General features: G+C 42.8%; 14 protein-coding genes. 10 read left to right on the top strand and 4 right to left on the bottom strand.

Annotation, left to right across the window (positions count from 1 at the left end):
- A partial coding sequence (locus tag ACWVCM_RS01925) for a GAF domain-containing protein (protein ID WP_455200013.1) occupies positions 1-1683 on the bottom strand: 1683 nt, incomplete at its 3' end.
- Between the two features lie 437 nt (positions 1684-2120).
- On the opposite strand from ACWVCM_RS01925, the gene ACWVCM_RS01930 reads away from it, so the two are divergent.
- Complete coding sequence (locus ACWVCM_RS01930; protein ID WP_455200014.1) at positions 2121-2330, top strand: hypothetical protein; 210 nt, start codon at positions 2121-2123, stop codon at positions 2328-2330.
- Positions 2331-2357: 27 nt separating this feature from the next.
- On the opposite strand, the gene ACWVCM_RS01935 is transcribed toward ACWVCM_RS01930, so the two are convergent.
- Positions 2358-2867, bottom strand: a complete 510-nt coding sequence (locus ACWVCM_RS01935; protein WP_455200015.1) for a tetratricopeptide repeat protein — start codon at positions 2865-2867, stop codon at positions 2358-2360.
- 675 nt (positions 2868-3542) lie between these two features.
- Here ACWVCM_RS01935 and ACWVCM_RS01940 point away from each other — a divergent pair.
- The 5 genes from ACWVCM_RS01940 to ACWVCM_RS01960 all read left to right on the top strand — a co-directional run bounded on the left by ACWVCM_RS01940 (position 3543) and on the right by ACWVCM_RS01960 (position 9472).
- Entirely contained in the window at positions 3543-4022 is a 480-nt protein-coding gene (locus tag ACWVCM_RS01940) for a DUF6812 domain-containing protein (protein WP_455200016.1), read from the top strand.
- A 75-nt stretch (positions 4023-4097) separates the two neighbouring features.
- Entirely contained in the window at positions 4098-6500 is a 2403-nt protein-coding gene (locus tag ACWVCM_RS01945; protein ID WP_455200017.1) for a HEAT repeat domain-containing protein, read from the top strand.
- Positions 6488-7582: a type IV pilus twitching motility protein PilT gene (locus ACWVCM_RS01950; protein WP_455200018.1), complete on the top strand. Its 1095-nt coding sequence runs from the start codon at positions 6488-6490 to the stop codon at positions 7580-7582. Before ACWVCM_RS01945 ends, ACWVCM_RS01950 begins: the two co-directional genes overlap by 13 nt.
- Before the next feature lie 13 nt (positions 7583-7595).
- Positions 7596-8705 carry a type IV pilus twitching motility protein PilT gene (locus ACWVCM_RS01955; protein WP_455200019.1) on the top strand — a complete coding sequence of 370 codons (1110 nt, stop codon included), beginning with the start codon at positions 7596-7598 and terminating at the stop codon, positions 8703-8705.
- An 86-nt stretch (positions 8706-8791) separates the two neighbouring features.
- On the top strand, positions 8792-9472 hold the full coding sequence (locus ACWVCM_RS01960) for an FHA domain-containing protein (RefSeq protein ID WP_455200020.1): 681 nt from the start codon (positions 8792-8794) through the stop codon (positions 9470-9472).
- A gap of 126 nt (positions 9473-9598) precedes the next feature.
- Here ACWVCM_RS01960 and ACWVCM_RS01965 read toward each other — a convergent pair whose 3' ends face one another.
- On the bottom strand, positions 9599-10015 hold the full coding sequence (locus ACWVCM_RS01965) for a secondary thiamine-phosphate synthase enzyme YjbQ (RefSeq protein WP_455200021.1): 417 nt from the start codon (positions 10013-10015) through the stop codon (positions 9599-9601).
- A 176-nt stretch (positions 10016-10191) separates the two neighbouring features.
- Between ACWVCM_RS01965 and ACWVCM_RS01970 the strand changes: the two genes are divergently transcribed.
- From ACWVCM_RS01970 to ACWVCM_RS01985, 4 genes are all read left to right on the top strand, one after another.
- Complete coding sequence (locus ACWVCM_RS01970) at positions 10192-10740, top strand: DOMON-like domain-containing protein (RefSeq protein WP_455200022.1); 549 nt, start codon at positions 10192-10194, stop codon at positions 10738-10740.
- Positions 10741-10788: 48 nt separating this feature from the next.
- Complete coding sequence (locus tag ACWVCM_RS01975; RefSeq protein ID WP_455200023.1) at positions 10789-11991, top strand: exo-beta-N-acetylmuramidase NamZ family protein; 1203 nt, start codon at positions 10789-10791, stop codon at positions 11989-11991.
- Between the two features lie 887 nt (positions 11992-12878).
- Positions 12879-15365 (top strand): protein kinase domain-containing protein, encoded by a 2487-nt coding sequence (locus tag ACWVCM_RS01980; protein WP_455200024.1) that lies wholly within the window; start codon positions 12879-12881, stop codon positions 15363-15365.
- A 124-nt stretch (positions 15366-15489) separates the two neighbouring features.
- The gene (locus tag ACWVCM_RS01985) at positions 15490-15846 is read left to right on the top strand and encodes an FHA domain-containing protein (protein ID WP_455200025.1); all 357 of its coding nucleotides are present in this window, start codon (positions 15490-15492) and stop codon (positions 15844-15846) included.
- A gap of 23 nt (positions 15847-15869) precedes the next feature.
- Here the strand turns inward: ACWVCM_RS01985 and ACWVCM_RS01990 are convergent, their stop codons facing one another.
- Positions 15870-16025 carry a DUF503 family protein gene (locus tag ACWVCM_RS01990; protein WP_455200026.1) on the bottom strand — a complete coding sequence of 52 codons (156 nt, stop codon included), beginning with the start codon at positions 16023-16025 and terminating at the stop codon, positions 15870-15872.
- Positions 16026-16032 lie beyond the last annotated feature (7 nt).

Here is a 16032-nt window from a genome sequence, read left to right on the forward strand (position 1 = left end):
CGAACTTACATTTTGTAAATGTGACATATCAATGATGGTGACAGTAAACATTTGTTCGTCACCAATTTTAAATTCATTAACAGTAAACTCTATGGAAAAAATACTGCCATCTTTTCGCCTGCCTTCCCTTTCATGATATTCACTAACGTTTTTGTTTACATATTGCTTCTTGAAATCAATGTGAAACAATCCTGGAATTAGCTGATTAATATTCTGACTAAGCATTTCTTCATTCAAATAGCCAAACATTTTTTCGGTTGCCGGGTTTACAGTTTCGATAAATCCACCCACGTTAATGGTAATGATACTATCCGATACCGTAGAAAGTATTCTGCTCAACAGCGCTTCTTTCTGTTGTAATTCCCCTACTATATCTTTACGTCGAATATTGTGACGGTTTGCAACAACGATATGACCAGTGGTTGTTAACAACGGCTGCAGGTAATCCATCAGCGATTGATCGTAACCGCCACGGCGGTTTGCAATTCCAATAACCGCAACAACGTCATCGCCATAGAAAACAGGTAGCGCCATAAATGAATGTACCGGGGGATGTCCCGGGGGCAACCCACCACTACGAGGATCTCGCACGGGATCATTGGCAATGGTAGGCTTCCTGGTCTGCAGAACCGAACCAAATAAATTTTGTGTATTATGGAATTCCATATTGGGTGGTGAATACTTTTCAATGAAATTCTGCATGGACACATTGTTACTCAACTTGGAAAACGTATGCACCTTTACAAAGGGTTTACCATTATCTCCTTCTTTGACTTCACCAAAAAACCCGTACTCACTCTCTGATAGCTGAACCACTTTATTTAAAATACGATCGTTAATATCCTGGATTTTATTGCCTTCAATGTATCGTGTTTGTACATCTCTAATAGTGTCTACCAGAAGATGATTTCTCTTTTCCGACAATCCATTTTTAAATAATTTTTCCGAAGTTTTATTAAGTGTAGACACAAGATTTTCAACTTCTTTGGAACTGGTTTGAAGTTGCAGGTGATTGCCTTGAGCCATATCCAGCCATTCTGAGAACTCTGTCGCTCTACGCAGAGATCGCATAGGTTCTCGCAGTATTCGTTGCAACATCAACAGACAAACGGCGATGGAGAATATTAATGCGGCTAGAGTAGTTTTTACAAAATCGAGCGTAAGGCTATCCAGGGGTTTTAAAACTCGCTTTATATATATCCAGCCTACCGGATGCTCCGAAGCAATTTGATGCCAGACTTCGAGATTTCCGTCACTGACTCGAGTGTACTGTCCGGATTCAACAGGTGCGATTTGTTTTTGCTGTTCAGTCACGCTGATAGCAAATTCATCTTCTGTGTTACGTAATGCCGCCAGGGTATTAAAGCCAACATCTTTTATGTAAATATCATAAGTTCCATCCATGATCATGAATGAGCTAACCACGTCTTCGAGTTCATCAACACTATTGGATTCAACGTAGCTCTTGCTTACCCTGGCAATTTGCGCAGCAAACTCTTTATATTGATTGATCGTTGACTCAACCTGGTAGGAAGACTTTTCAATCAAGGCATACCAGGACAAACCGCAAATGGTTATAAACAAGATAAGGACATTTGTTATAGCGACTTTATTGATGATCTTGCGCGGCCACAGCTTTTGCGCCTGTCTTTTAAAAATTTTGGAGAGGGAACTAACACGCATTGCGGGGTACACTACTTCTTGTGTCTGCCTTTTTCTTAATGCTACGACTTTGAAAGCCAGTTACTGCTTACTGTTTTTGTTACTTGCTGGAATAACCGTGTTTTTTACTGCGGAAATATAACGAAATTCCAGGTTTCCAATTAATAGATATCGTTAGTTCAATAGTAGATATGTCGGCATTTTAACCAGATTCTTGAACAACCCACTCGGAAAATTTCATTCGAAAAATCGTATACCGTTTCATTGACCGGAGATCAAAATAGGGCGCTTTGTAAAGCGTTAGAATTATCGGAACGTGAGATGATGAAATCCAGAATCATATTATGAAATAACTCGCATAATGCGTAAAATGTTGTAGAATTCTGGAAGTATTCATTATAAAAGCGAACTTAAATTCGCTAATAATCAGTATGTTACTACAATTGGAGTCTAGTACCGTGTCAAAGCAACATAAAATTGATTCGCCAGATCGACGCTCTGGAATTGAACGTCGTGCTTATACAGTGGATATTGGTTTTCCTTTTGTAGACACTCACGGCCATCTTGTAATTGACGAACGACGCAAGCGTTCAGACCGTCGGGACGCATATTCAGAATTTCATGAAGACCGGATATCAATAGAAAAATTAAGCGAACAAACCGCGTAGCAATAGTTTTCTATACTCTGGCTTTTTTCACTTACCGTATTGCTCCATTTCTTTAACCACCACCTGCAAAGCTTTTTGCCGTTCACGAGTACTTAACGATTTATTTAAGACGCGTAGCGGATCAGCCGCCAATTCAAAACCATTATTAAATGAAATCGCAAACCAGATATACGCCCTGAATTGGTCTTCTTTCACACCATGCCCATTGGCATACTTTAATCCAAGATGATATTGCGCAGCAGGATCCTTCTGTTTAGCTGCTCTTTCATACCAGGACACTGCCTTTTGATAGTTTTGCGGAACACCGAGTCCCTTATCATACATTTGCCCTAAATAACGCTGGGCTTCAACCTGGCCACTTTCTGCTAATTTCTTAAATGCCTGGTTTGCCTCTCGATAATCATTATTTTCATAAGCCAGGATTGCTTGCGCCACAGAATCCCTTGCTGTGTTTTGTTCCGCATGTGCTAACGCAAAGCCCACGCAAAGCACACCCGCCGCAATTGCGTGACCAGGCCAAGATTTACGCCACCCCATGTTCCCTGCTCTCCCACCCTGTTCTTCTGAATTAGTTCCTTCGCATCAAATAGTCATCTACCCAACACCGGCCATAGCTTAGTATTATCATTCACTAAATTCTACTAATGGATAATTAGCCGTCGCACATTGAGAACTTAATATTTCTGCTTATTTTCAATAAGTAAGAAGAATTACCTGGCAGTTCGAAACGAGTTTGTACACGAAAATCTGAGTTTTCCTACACGGAATACTGACACCAGGTAATAAAGCCAGAAGCATGAAACAGGTCAATTAATACCCACTATTGGGAAAATATCGATATAATCAGAAAGAATACGGTCCTGGTTAGAATGATGGGCTAACACAACTTGATTCGGGAAAATGTCTCAATATTGTGAACTATTACCTTTTTTAGATTTGCTTAAAATGGTAGCGAATCAAGCGTGGTATACTCCAATCAGACAAAGAAATAGCAGGAAATAGCGAATTAGTATTTCAAAATTAAAAGTCATGGCTGTAAACTGTTCAATTATTAATCAGCCCTATGGTCGCGGAAAAACATTAACTATCTGTATTTTTGAGTTTTTTTGAGTTTCCGCGAAAGCAATTGTAATTCATTAAACTTTTTACAATGGAAGCGTTACTCCAGAGAATAAGGCTTTTAATTAATGAGTTATACGGAATAAGAACGATATGGAATCTGATTTACTAAAAGTTCCTAAAGTACCCCGATCGGTAACTTTTTGGGTACATCCAGAAGGTCGGGTTATAGGTTCAGTATTTTTGCGCAAACAAAGTGTTAATCACGCTGGCCCGGAAACACCGCTTGAGGCGTTGAATCATCCAGAACCTTTTATAGTTTTTCAGCGTGAAACACCTGACCAACTAAGGTTTTATAACCGTAAGTCGGTTATCCGGGTTGAATATGAAGGGAAAGATTACGAAGCAGCAACGGCAATTAAACCTTTATCGTGTCAGTTATCATTAATGGATGGGGCCTGCATTAGCGGCACTATACACGAACCACTTCATCCAAACAGGGCAAGACTTTTAGACTATTTAAATAAACGAGAAGACCAGTTTATAAAATTACATGTTGATCATAATACAGTTTTGATAAATAAAAATTACATTATTCATGTATTTGTCAGCGAATTAGAAGACAACGAGTAACAACAATACGGGTAGCATACATAGTGGTGTCAAGATTTTCACTATCGACACCAGCTAAAAAGCATCGGTGGTAACATGAGTTTTTTGGCGGGGTTACAAACAAACAAGGCGATAGCAACATTGCTGGCTAATCAGGCCTCAACACCTGAGGGTAAACGCGCACTATTAAAAATCAAGAAAATCGGCGCCCCTGCTATTCCTAAACTTATTGAACATATCTCGACAACGAAAAATACCCTGGTTATAGAAAACCTGCTCACCAGCTTTTTAAATAACATTACGTTACCTATATATGTAGAAGCTTTAGGTAACGAAGATTCAAGAGTTGTCGAAAGCATCACCATCGTACTAATCAAGTCAAAAGACTATGACTGCACTAAACTGTTAGATGAATTTACTAATCCAGATGTATCTAAAAAGGCTCTTGGCGAAATACTTCTCGCGCATCACGATAAACTCAATGCCACTGCAATACTCTCTCTCATTGATAAAGTCAGCAGCAATGTCCGGCCCGTGTTATATCGCATTCTTGACAAAATAGTCAGCATTGAATCGGTAGATACCCTGGCAATAAAAGCTAAAAGCAAAGAGCCTCTGATTCGCACGCACATTGCCACTTTATTATCACGTTTTGATACACCGGTAAGCGTGCACACACTTATCGATCTACTGAATGACTCCAATAAAAGCGTCCGCCAATCCGCACTAAAAGGACTCGCCAATCTCAAAGCACCGGATTCAGTAGAACCGATCTGTCAATTGTTACGTGATCCAGATCTTATGGTTCAATCAACAGCCATCGACTGCCTCGTTAAAATTCGAGACGGGAGCACGGTCAAGTATCTTATCGATGTCCTCCAGGACGAGTCCGAGTATGTTCGCAGGGCAGCTGTAGAAGTATTAAATGAAGTTGGTGATCAACGCGCTATCAAGGATCTGTTAAATGCCTTGCGGGACGCAGACTGGTGGGTAAAAGTTCGCGCCGCCGATGCACTGGGTTCTATAGGCGGGCCAAAAGTTATTGATGCAGTACTTGTACTGATAAAGGATGAAGACGAATTCTTGCGCCGTACGGCAGTAGAAATTCTCAACACCAGTAATGATCCACGCGCCTTTGACCAGCTTGTAGAAGCCTTAAAAGACGAAGATTGGTGGGTTCGTGAACGAGCTGCAGATGCTCTATCATCACTTGGCAATCCAAAAGCGGTAGGCCCACTGGTTAACATGTTGAACGAACATCCGGAAGCCAGCCAAATCGTCATTAAAGCACTCATTGCTCTGGGAGACGCAAGAGCCGTTAAACCGCTAATTCAACACCTCAAGAGCGATCACAATAAAAGTTATAAAGAGACATTGGATGCTTTACAGAAATTAACTGATGAAAACCATGCTGGTGATGTACAAAATGCGCTTACAGCGTTTATCAACGACCAAAATCCAGAATTATCCAATGCCGCACAGGAAACCATGCAAACCCTGGTCACCAAGTTCGGGAAAAAGACTATTAGCAAACCAACGAAGCCGAAAACCACTGCCGATACCGAACCCCATGTGGATGACGCCAATACCAGTATGTCTTTAAATTTTGATTTCAATGAAGTTAAAAAGCTCGGCATCATAGACGCAACAAAATTGAAACCAGGTGATGTATTTGCCGACCGTTATCGAGTTATTCGTCATGTTGGCAAAGGTGCCTTTGGCGTGGTGGTTTTAGTAGAAGACAAAGTAGTAAAAGATGAATTCATACTTAAGTTTCTCAATCCACATTTCGCCTCCGACAGCGATATGATAAAACGCTTTACGCAGGAACTACGCTACTCCCGGAAAGTAACTCACGAAAATATTATTCGAATTTATGACCTGGTCAGTCACAAAAACAGTTACGCGATATCCATGGAATATTTCTCCAGCCATTCATTGGCGGATGAATTAAAAGGAAATAAAAAAATCGCCTTTCAGCGAGCATTCAATATCTTAAATGAAATTTGTAAAGGCATGAGTGCGGCAGAACAAGTGAATGTTGTTCATCGTGATTTAAAACCCAGCAATATTCTTATTAATGAAAAAGACACTGTAAAAATTGTAGATTTTGGTCTTGCTGCAGCGGCAAGCTGCCTCGATTCACGACTAACAAAAACTGGAATTCTGTTAGGCACTCCCACCTACATGGCACCCGAACAAATCAAAGGCAAAACAATCGACTCAAAAACTGATATTTACTCCCTCGGCGTCATCATGTATGAAATGTTTACTGGAGTTGCGCCTTACAAGGGCGAAGGCACCTTAGCGGTGATGTATCAGCATGTAGAAGGCAATGCCAAATCACCGCGTGAAGTTAATCCGGAAATACCCGTTGAACTTGAGGCAATTATACTAAAGGCAATGACGATTGATCCCACCCAGCGTTTTAGCAGCTTTAGTGATCTACGTGCACAACTGCAGGCGGTAGCCAAGGAGATGCAACAATGTCACGCATAGATAGTTTTCTGGCTTTAGGTCGTGAGCAAGGTTGTTCTGATATTCATCTTGCCGTTAATACTCCACCCTTAATAAGACACAATGGCGAGCTCACTCCAATTAAGTATCGAGATCTGACCCAAGCTGAACTGGAAAGCCTTATCGAAGAGATATTAACGATTGAACAGAAACAGTCATTTCAAAACAGCTCAGGATTAGACTTTTCATACACCAGCCCTGAGGCTGGACGATTTCGTGTAAGTTTGTTTCGCAAAATGGGTGGACTGGGTGGAACCTTCCGTGTCATCCCTCCTGAAATACCTACTCTGGATGATTTAAAGCTTCCTGGCGTAATCAAGAAATTGCTGACACACCAGCAAGGAATGATTTTAGTAACAGGATCAACAGGCACCGGAAAGACGACAACCCTTTCTGCAATGATCGACTTACTCAATACAACGCAACGCCTGAACATAATAACGCTAGAAGATCCCATCGAACATGTCCATAAAAGTAAACGCTCATTGGTAATCCAGCGTGAAATCGGTACCCATGTTAAAAGTTATAAAGTAGGATTACGTGCTGCCCTGCGCGAAGATCCAGATGTTATTCTGGTCGGTGAGTTGCGCGATCCGGAAACCATTATGATGGCAATGACTGCCGCTGAAACCGGACATCTTGTACTAGGCACATTACATACAACTTCCGCATCAAAAACAATCGATCGAATCATCGATGCAATGCCTACCGAAGCCAAAGCACAGGCGGCTGGTTTTCTTGCACAACATTTACGGGGAGTAATAAGCCAAAAACTGGTTCGAACTGCTGACGGGCGATCTCGCAAAGCGATCGTGGAAACTTTTGTAAACACCCCGGCTATTGCCAACCTGATATTATCTTCGAAGGTTTTTCAGATTCCGTCGATGATTCAAACCGGAAAAGAGCATGGCATGCAACTGTTGGATCAGGCACTACTGGAAGCGATCAATAACAAAGAAGTTGATCCTGATGACGCTTATCTACAAGCTACGGATAAACAGCAATTTCAACGCTTCGTTACAGATCCAGATCTATTGCCGCAGGTTAACCTGGCAGTAAGTTAAGGAATCAATAAGAGTGGCTAGAGTCAATGCATTTTTAGAACTACTGATTAAACAGGGCGGATCTGATCTGCACCTGATATCTGGAAATGCGCCGCGGGTACGTTTACTGGGTGAAATTCATCCCGTTAAATATCGAGAACTTAGCGAAAACGAAACATTACAACTACTCAAAGAAATCATGCCAGACCACATTCGCGCGGCATTTGAACAACATGGCGGTGTCGATTTCGCGTACGAAATTTCAGAAAAATCTCGTTTTCGAGTGAATGCATTCCGCCATTTTGACGGTGTTGGTGCGGTATTCCGAACGATTCCGACCAAAGTTCCGGGAATGGACGAGCTAAAACTTCCTCAAGTCTTAAAAAGCCTGACTCGACAACAACGAGGGCTCATTCTGGTCACCGGCCCGACAGGCTCAGGGAAAACCACCACCTTAGCCAGCATGATCGATCTGATCAACCAGGATCGTCGCGGTCATATAATAACCATTGAAGATCCCATAGAGTATGTGCATAGCAACAACCAATGTCTTGTCAGTCAACGAGAAGTTGGTCTACATACCGAAACATTCGCCGAAGCCCTGCATTCTGCCTTGCGTGAAGATCCGGACGTAATACTGGTCGGTGAAATGCGCGACCTGGAAACAATCAGTCTCGCTGTGACCGCCGCAGAAATGGGCATTCTCGTGCTGGGAACGTTACATACCAGTGGTGCCGCCGCCGCTGTGGATCGTATTATTAATGTCTTTCCCCCTTCAGATGAACCCTATATCCGTACTATGTTATCGACCTCATTATGTGGGATAATTTCCCAGCAATTGCTAAGAACGGCAGATAACAAGGACCGCATCGCAGCAGTTGAAGTACTGATTAACAATTCCGCAATTGCCAATATCATGCGGGAGGGAAAAACCGAGCAACTGGAAAATGTAATACAGGGTGGTGCCCTGCAGGGAATGCAGTCAATGGATACCGTATTACGACGGTACTTGGATGAAAAATTGATTACAGGTAATGAAGCTTATCGCGTAGCGAGAAATAAGGCAGCATTTGAACAGTATCGGGAACCTGAGGAAACTGCTGTTGAGGAATCTACTTCAAAAAACCAGTTTAGCACTCCGTAATCCTATTCCTGTATAATACCTGCATCTTTGCAACACCTTCTTGTTAATCAATTAAAATAATTATTAAAAAATTCGGGTAGGGAACTATGTCTAGTAAACTTATTCTTGCGCTTGATGGTGAAATACTTCGTGAATACGAAATCGATCGTGATTTCATGAGTATTGGTCGCAAGCATGAAAATGATATCCAGCTAAACGATCTCACAGTTAGTGGACGCCATGCGCTCATCAGCAAAGTTGGAGAGCATATATATATTGAAGACCTGAATAGCACCAATGGCACCTTGGTTAATGGCAACTATGTTTCAAAACTGGCCTTACAACATGGCAACGTTATCCAGATCGGGCATCATTTATTTACATTCTTTACCGAAGATAAAGAAGCCTATGAACCGACCATGTTTATCAAAGCAGAACTCGATGAAACCCAGATGGTACTACCTGAGTGGGAAATGAATGAAAAAGCCATAAACCTGCGAGGTCAACCACTAGGTGCATTGCGCAAAATGAATGATGATGACGCGTCAGTGGGCATTGAAATGCGCAAACCTTTCAGTACCATAGGATTTGAGGGTAAAAAACTGGCCTTAATAAATCGCGGCGCGCAAGGCTACAGCATTGTCGGCATTAAACATGAAAACAACCTTAATCGTCCAGATACTCCTCTTGTCAATGGCAAAGAAGTCGGACAATCAGCGATGACACTTCACGAGCACGACATCATCAGCATTGCTGGCATCGACATGGAGTTTTACTATATAAATTAAAAAAACATAAATTAAAAAGTATATTACACCAGTACCCTGCTATCGTCGCTAAATTCGTTTGATCTTTACCAGATAAAATGCATTAATAAAATTTGAGTGAAATCTACATACGCGGATTTGACACGATTAATCTCCGTAAGCAGTTACTGTAATCCGACGCTGGTGAGCCATGGTTCGGTGCTCCCACAAATACACACCCTGCCAGGTCCCTAATGCACAGCGCCCACCCGTTACCGGAATCGATAATCCGGTTTGAGTCAACACAGTACGAATATGCGCCGGCATATCATCCGGACCCTCATCGACATGTTTAAACATAGAATCACCATCAGGCACCGTGCGTTGCATAAATGTTTCGAGGTCGTGGCGCACAGTTGGATCAGCGTTCTCACACAGTATGAGAGATGCGCTGGTATGATGCACGAAGATATGACACAAACCATCTTGCATTGATGACTCTCTTACTATTCCGTCTACTTCACGCGTAATATCATAAGTACCCCGCCCACGGGTGGGAACCGTAATCTGTTTTTGAAAAACCATAATTTCCTCAAAACGCTACTTGTTTAACCTGACGCTACAATTTGGCACAATGAACCAATGATAGCAAGCGCTCAAGTTCTTCCTTTTCAAGGTATGCCTGTCATACTTAACAATGTCTGCTAAACTAACTGTTACATTGACTGGCAGAAGTTTCGCGCAAAGAATCTAGTAATTAAATGAAGAAGATTCCATTTGTCTTACAACCCTTTGATAGCCGTGCAGCAGATCGATTAAGCATTACTGTTTCAGGAAAAGTAATCCTGGACAAAAATTTAATCCAGATTAGCTATCAACTACAGGGTAACGTTAATGAAATTAACCTGCCCCAGCACTCGGAGCGCGCATCCCGAAAAGATAAACTGTGGGAATCAACGTGTTTTGAATTATTTATTACAAAAACTGGAATTTCCGATTATTGGGAATACAATCTTTCGCCTTCAAAAGACTGGGCGGTATTTCGATTTACCGATTATCGCGAGAATAAAACGGACGAGCTCACAATATCAAATATCGTTATCGACACTAGAATTGACAATGGCACGCTATTCGAACTAAATAGTTCTTTACCGCTGCCCGATACACTGGCGGGACATCGTATTCGCGTAGGAATTTCGGCGGTAATACAGGATAATAGTAATGATATACACTATTACGCACTGGATCACCACAAACAACAACCCGACTTTCATGACCGAAAGAGCTTCACTATTTCGCTGGAAGCCTGAAGCTGTGAAGTAATACAACTTATAAGTAATACGAAAGGAAATCTGACAATGCAATTGGGTATAGAAAGACTGGCGTCTGACGAATCAATACGACTACCATTAAAAGGCAAAAAAGTTGCCCTGGTTGGGCATCCTGCCTCGGTTACGGCACACGTGATCCATAGCCTGGATGCGCTTGGCAGCTGCAGCGATTTACAACTGAGCGCCGCCTTTGGGCCACAACATGGTATGCGCGGAGATAAACAGGATAATATGATCGAATCTGATAACTTCGTCGATCACAAACACAATATACCCGTGTTCAGTTTATACGGCGAAGTACGTCGGCCGACCGATGAAATGATGTCTAGTTTTGATGTTCTGCTCTTTGATGTTCAAGATCTCGGATGTCGAATATATACCTATATCACTACCCTCCTCTATTTACTGGAAGCGTGCGCAGAGAAAGGCAAGAGCATCTGGATACTGGACAGGCCCAATCCAGCCGGACGGCAAATTGAAGGCAACTTACTGGAAAACGGATGGCAGAGTTTTGTAGGTGCCGGGCGTATCGTAATGCGGCATGGACTAACTGTTGGTGAAATCGCTAAATGGTTTGTAAAACATCACAACATTGATGTTGATTTACAGGTAATCCCCATGAATGGTTATGACCCGAATGCCGCTCCCGGATATGGCTGGCCAGTTGGCGAGTTATCCTGGGTTAATCCAAGTCCCAATGCATCCAGCCTCAATATGGCACGTTGTTATTCCGGTACCGTTCTTCTGGAAGGAACCGAACTTTCCGAAGGGCGCGGCACAACCATTCCACTGGAAATCATGGGCGCACCAGATATCGATATCGAAAAAGTCCTCGAAAAGATGTCTGACCTGGCACCACAGTGGCTACAAGGCGCCTATATTCGACCTTTATTTTTTGAACCCACCTTTCACAAACACGTTGGTAAACTGTGTCAGGGTATTCAGATGCACACAGATAACCGCGATTACAATCCTAATACCTTCAAGCCCTTTCGACTCACACTTCTTTTTCTAAAAGCGATACGTGCGCTGTATCCTGATTATAAAATCTGGCGGGAATTCGATTATGAGTATGAAAAAGGAAAACTGCCTATCGACGTTATCAACGGTGGTCCAGTCATTCGTGAATGGGTGGATAACAACACGGCAAGCATCCATGATTTAGAAAAATTATTGAAACAACATGAACAGGAATGGTTCGACTCAATACAGGAATTTCTAATTTATTAGCCCGTTACTTTTTATTATCTAAACGCACTGTTAAATCTGCGCCATTCACTGATGTTCTATGTCTTAGTAATTTACTGAGAATTTGATCACATCAAGTTCAAAAAGAGATTGCAGATATTTAAAACGATTAACACCATCAAAAATCTCAAACTATTTACATTCTTGAAACAAATTATTTGAAAATTTGAGGTACCATATTTATATGACAGAATCGTTAAGAGCGTATTATGCCTGATTCTGAATAAGCGAGTTTATCGTTCTGTCATTGTGAAGAGGACTCATTAGTACATTGCAGGACTTCACATCAGTAGTAGAGTCGTTACGCAGTTTAAAAAAAAACCAATAAAAACCATCAACACAACACGTGACAAGGGGCTCTTTCATGGAAATGGAAACGCATCAAAGCAATATGAACATTGGGCTGATATTTTGGCCAACGCTAGCACTAATTTATGGTTTTCTAATTACCTCAGCAGTGTGGTTTATCTGGGGCTAGCACTGAAGGATCTTTTTAGCACTAAAATTAGTCGCATAGTATTTTAGTATTACAGCCAGATCCATTCCCAGTTCAGCTACAAATGCTGAACAGTGTACTCGTCACCCCTGCACTTTCACACTCCCAATAACGCCTTCACACATCGATTGATCGATAACTAATCTGAATGTTTAAAAACATTCGTTTCTGACTTTCTTTTGCTACAATCACCTCGCTGGTACGTTGTTGAAATGTAACTGTAAATACGGCATACACATTGCAGTATTCCAGGTTAACAACGTAATTACATTAATGATTACCCAGTACCAACCGATTGTTAGTAATACTTTACCTGCGTAGCAAATTCATGCAGTTCTAGATGTTATTGGTAGACTAATTTGGAATTACACCGTTGCTGAACCGCCACTTACTGATTATTTTTTTTACAGTTTTCGTACTGCTGGGTACGTATACCCCTGGCATGCAGTCGATCGAAGCATTCACCTACAACGGATTTGTACGTTTATTACCCAATATCGAAACAGAACCCCGCAGCGCAATCATTGCGATTGATAATCAGTCCCTGGAAAAATTCGGACCCTGGCCATGGCCCCGGCAGCGACTGGCGAAAATTATCCGGCAACTGGAAAAATATCAGGCTGGTGCCATCGGCATGATTGTTCCCCTGGATCAGCCTCAGTCGCTCTCACTACCTGAAACGTATCAGTCGGTCATGGAAAATACATCGCCAGAAGTTCGGGAAAAAGTATCAGCATTAGTCGACAAGCTTGATCCTGATGCGATTTTTACCGATGCGCTGGTTAAATCAGACAAGGTTATCCTCGCCATTCCCTACTGGAGTGGACAGGCCGGTTTGATTGGCGCGATCTCCAATGATCTATCCATGATTCTGCAACCCATGCACACTGTAAGCCCTTCGGTGTTTAAAGAACGATTGGTGAATACCCTGGTTGCCACTCCAACCGTTAAACGACATATTGGGCAATCGCCGGTGACGTCATTTGCGTTGTCTTCCTCTGGCACTGGACTGGCTCGCATGGGACGCGAAGATGAAACGGTGCTCACAGAATCATTGGCGGTATACCTGAACGGGAACTATGTACCTTCATTTGCCCTGTTACTGGCGGCACAAACCGTTGGCTTAAGCCAGGACGCCATCACTGTTCTGCAAGCGCGTGGGATCGGTTTCGGCAGCGCTATGTATCATACCGACTCAGGACTAAAATATTACCCTCGCCCAATCTTCGATAAAGAAGGTGAACCAGCACGGATACCGGTTATATCCGTAGTTGATCTTTTAGCCGGTAAGGTAGAAAAGGAACACATCAGAAACAAAGCGACAGTGCTTGGTTTTACGGCTGCCAGCTATACAGCACCGTTTGCAGGTCCAGGAAAAATGCAATTAACACCCGCTGGTTGGTCTGCTCACGTTACTGATTCACTGTTGGCCGGCACTTCCATCAACACACCGTTCTGGGCGTTAGGTTTACAACGAGGACTGGTATTGTTATTCGCCCTCTACCTGTTGTTTCTGCCACGATTCCTGCGCGGACGCATGGGACAGCTACTGAGTATATTGTTTGCATTTCTGCTATTAAATACCAGCCTGTTGGCGATGCTCGTCAAGTCTATATGGTTACCCCTGACTATCCCGGCGCTTTTTGTGTTAGTTGGGCACATGCTGATTACCGTTTATCACCGTATTGCACAGGTTATTGCAACCCAGCGCAGCGAAGTGGCTGTTGCTTATCTTGATCTCGCCGAAAATCTGCAAGCACAGGGTAAACTGGACCTGGCTTTTCAGAACCTGAAAAAGTGTCCGCCTGATGCTTCCATCCTGGAAACGCTGTATACCATTGCACTGGACTACGAACGACGCCGCCAGTTCAGTAAAGCCATTACCGTCTATGACTACATCGCGCGCATTGATTCTGATTACCGAGACATTCAGGAACGGCGCGAACGACACCAGGCAGTACCCGATTCGACATCATTTAATGGCGTCACGACATCAAACATGACAGCCACTTTAGTCGTAAACGACTCTAAAGTTGAACGTCCAGTATTAGGTCGCTATCGCATAGAAAAAGAACTTGGTCGCGGTGCCATGGGCATGGTTTACCTCGGAAAAGATCCCAAGATCGGGCGTACTGTCGCCATCAAAACATTACCCTTGACCGATGAGTTTGAATCAGAAGATCTTGAAGAAGTTCGAACACGCTTTTTTGTCGAAGCCGAAGCCGCTGGGCGTTTAAATCATCCCAACATTGTTACTATCTTTGACGCCGGTGAAGAACACGATCTCGCCTATATTGCGATGGATTACATTGAAGGTGAAAGCCTGGATACCTTCACCACATCAGACAACCTGTTAAGTATTGAAGAAGTATTTAAAATTGGCATCAACGTCGCCGAAGCACTGGATTATGCGCATAAGAAAAATGTGGTCCATCGCGACATCAAGCCCGGAAATATTCTTTATAACCAGGAAACAAACACGCTGAAAGTCACCGATTTTGGTGTTGCCTGTTTAATCGATACCAATAAGACCCGAACCGGTACTGTGCTGGGAAGCCCGTCCTATATGTCTCCCGAACAACTGGCCGGTAAAAAAGTCGACGGACGCTCTGATATTTTCTCCCTGGGCGTCACCTTGTATCAATTGTTCACCGGCGATCTTCCATTTAACGCCGACTCTATGGCGGCGCTAGCCTATAAAATTACCAATGACAAACCCAAAGGTGTACGTCGAGTACGCTCGGATTTACCACCCTGCTTGTCTCGAATTATCAATAAAGCGATGGAAAAAACGCCAAAACAGCGCTTCAGCAACGGTAAAGCCCTGGCCGACGCCCTGCGCCGCTGTGAACCGAAATAACCATATTTTTCAGCAAGTAAGCACTTAATTTTATCTGGCAATTGACGATAATTATGCTGATACTACACTTTGAGAAACACCAATTGACTACCAATTAAACTAATTACTGAGAAATAAAAGAACAATGGCTAAAATTATTCATACTCGAGACGGTAAACCCTATAAGGAATACACGTTAAAAAAAGGCACAATAACCGTGGGACGCCGACCTGACTGCAATATCCAGCTGTTAGACGACGTAACCGTCAGTGGCAATCACGCCAAGATTTACGTCGCCCCGAGTACTTACATGGTAGGTTTGCTGGATGTGGTCATCGAGGACCAGAACAGCACGAATGGCACGATGCTCAATGATAAAAATATCAAAAAACATCGGTGGAAACATGGCGAGCTCATCAAGATTGGTTCACACGAGTTCACCCTGATCGACGAACGAACCCGGGCCTTTGAAGAAACAAATATCACTATACCGGATAAATAACGACTCATTCAAAAATCCTGAAATTACAGCCATTCCACAGTAAAGTGATTTACGGACATATCGGTAAAACCTGCCAACACCGACTGAATGGCATCCACATCTTTTTGCAGCTTTCTTTTCTCATTACTGATTAAAGTTATCCCCATTGCAGCCCGTTGCCATTTATCCAGGTAGCCTATTTCCGCG

Source organism: Kaarinaea lacus (assembly GCF_975902315.1).

Bases quoted from the DNA above. Each gene is read 5' to 3' on its own strand.
- ACWVCM_RS01935 (WP_455200015.1), bottom strand. From the start codon at position 2,867: ATGGGGTGGCGTAAATCTTGGCCTGGTCACGCAATTGCGGCGGGTGTG.
- ACWVCM_RS01940 (WP_455200016.1), top strand. From the start codon at position 3,543: ATGGAATCTGATTTACTAAAAGTTCCTAAAGTACCCCGATCGGTAACT.
- ACWVCM_RS01945 (WP_455200017.1), top strand. From the start codon at position 4,098: ATGAGTTTTTTGGCGGGGTTACAAACAAACAAGGCGATAGCAACATTG.
- ACWVCM_RS01950 (WP_455200018.1), top strand. From the start codon at position 6,488: ATGTCACGCATAGATAGTTTTCTGGCTTTAGGTCGTGAGCAAGGTTGT.
- ACWVCM_RS01960 (WP_455200020.1), top strand. From the start codon at position 8,792: ATGTCTAGTAAACTTATTCTTGCGCTTGATGGTGAAATACTTCGTGAA.
- ACWVCM_RS01965 (WP_455200021.1), bottom strand. From the start codon at position 10,015: ATGGTTTTTCAAAAACAGATTACGGTTCCCACCCGTGGGCGGGGTACT.
- ACWVCM_RS01970 (WP_455200022.1), top strand. From the start codon at position 10,192: ATGAAGAAGATTCCATTTGTCTTACAACCCTTTGATAGCCGTGCAGCA.
- ACWVCM_RS01975 (WP_455200023.1), top strand. From the start codon at position 10,789: ATGCAATTGGGTATAGAAAGACTGGCGTCTGACGAATCAATACGACTA.
- ACWVCM_RS01985 (WP_455200025.1), top strand. From the start codon at position 15,490: ATGGCTAAAATTATTCATACTCGAGACGGTAAACCCTATAAGGAATAC.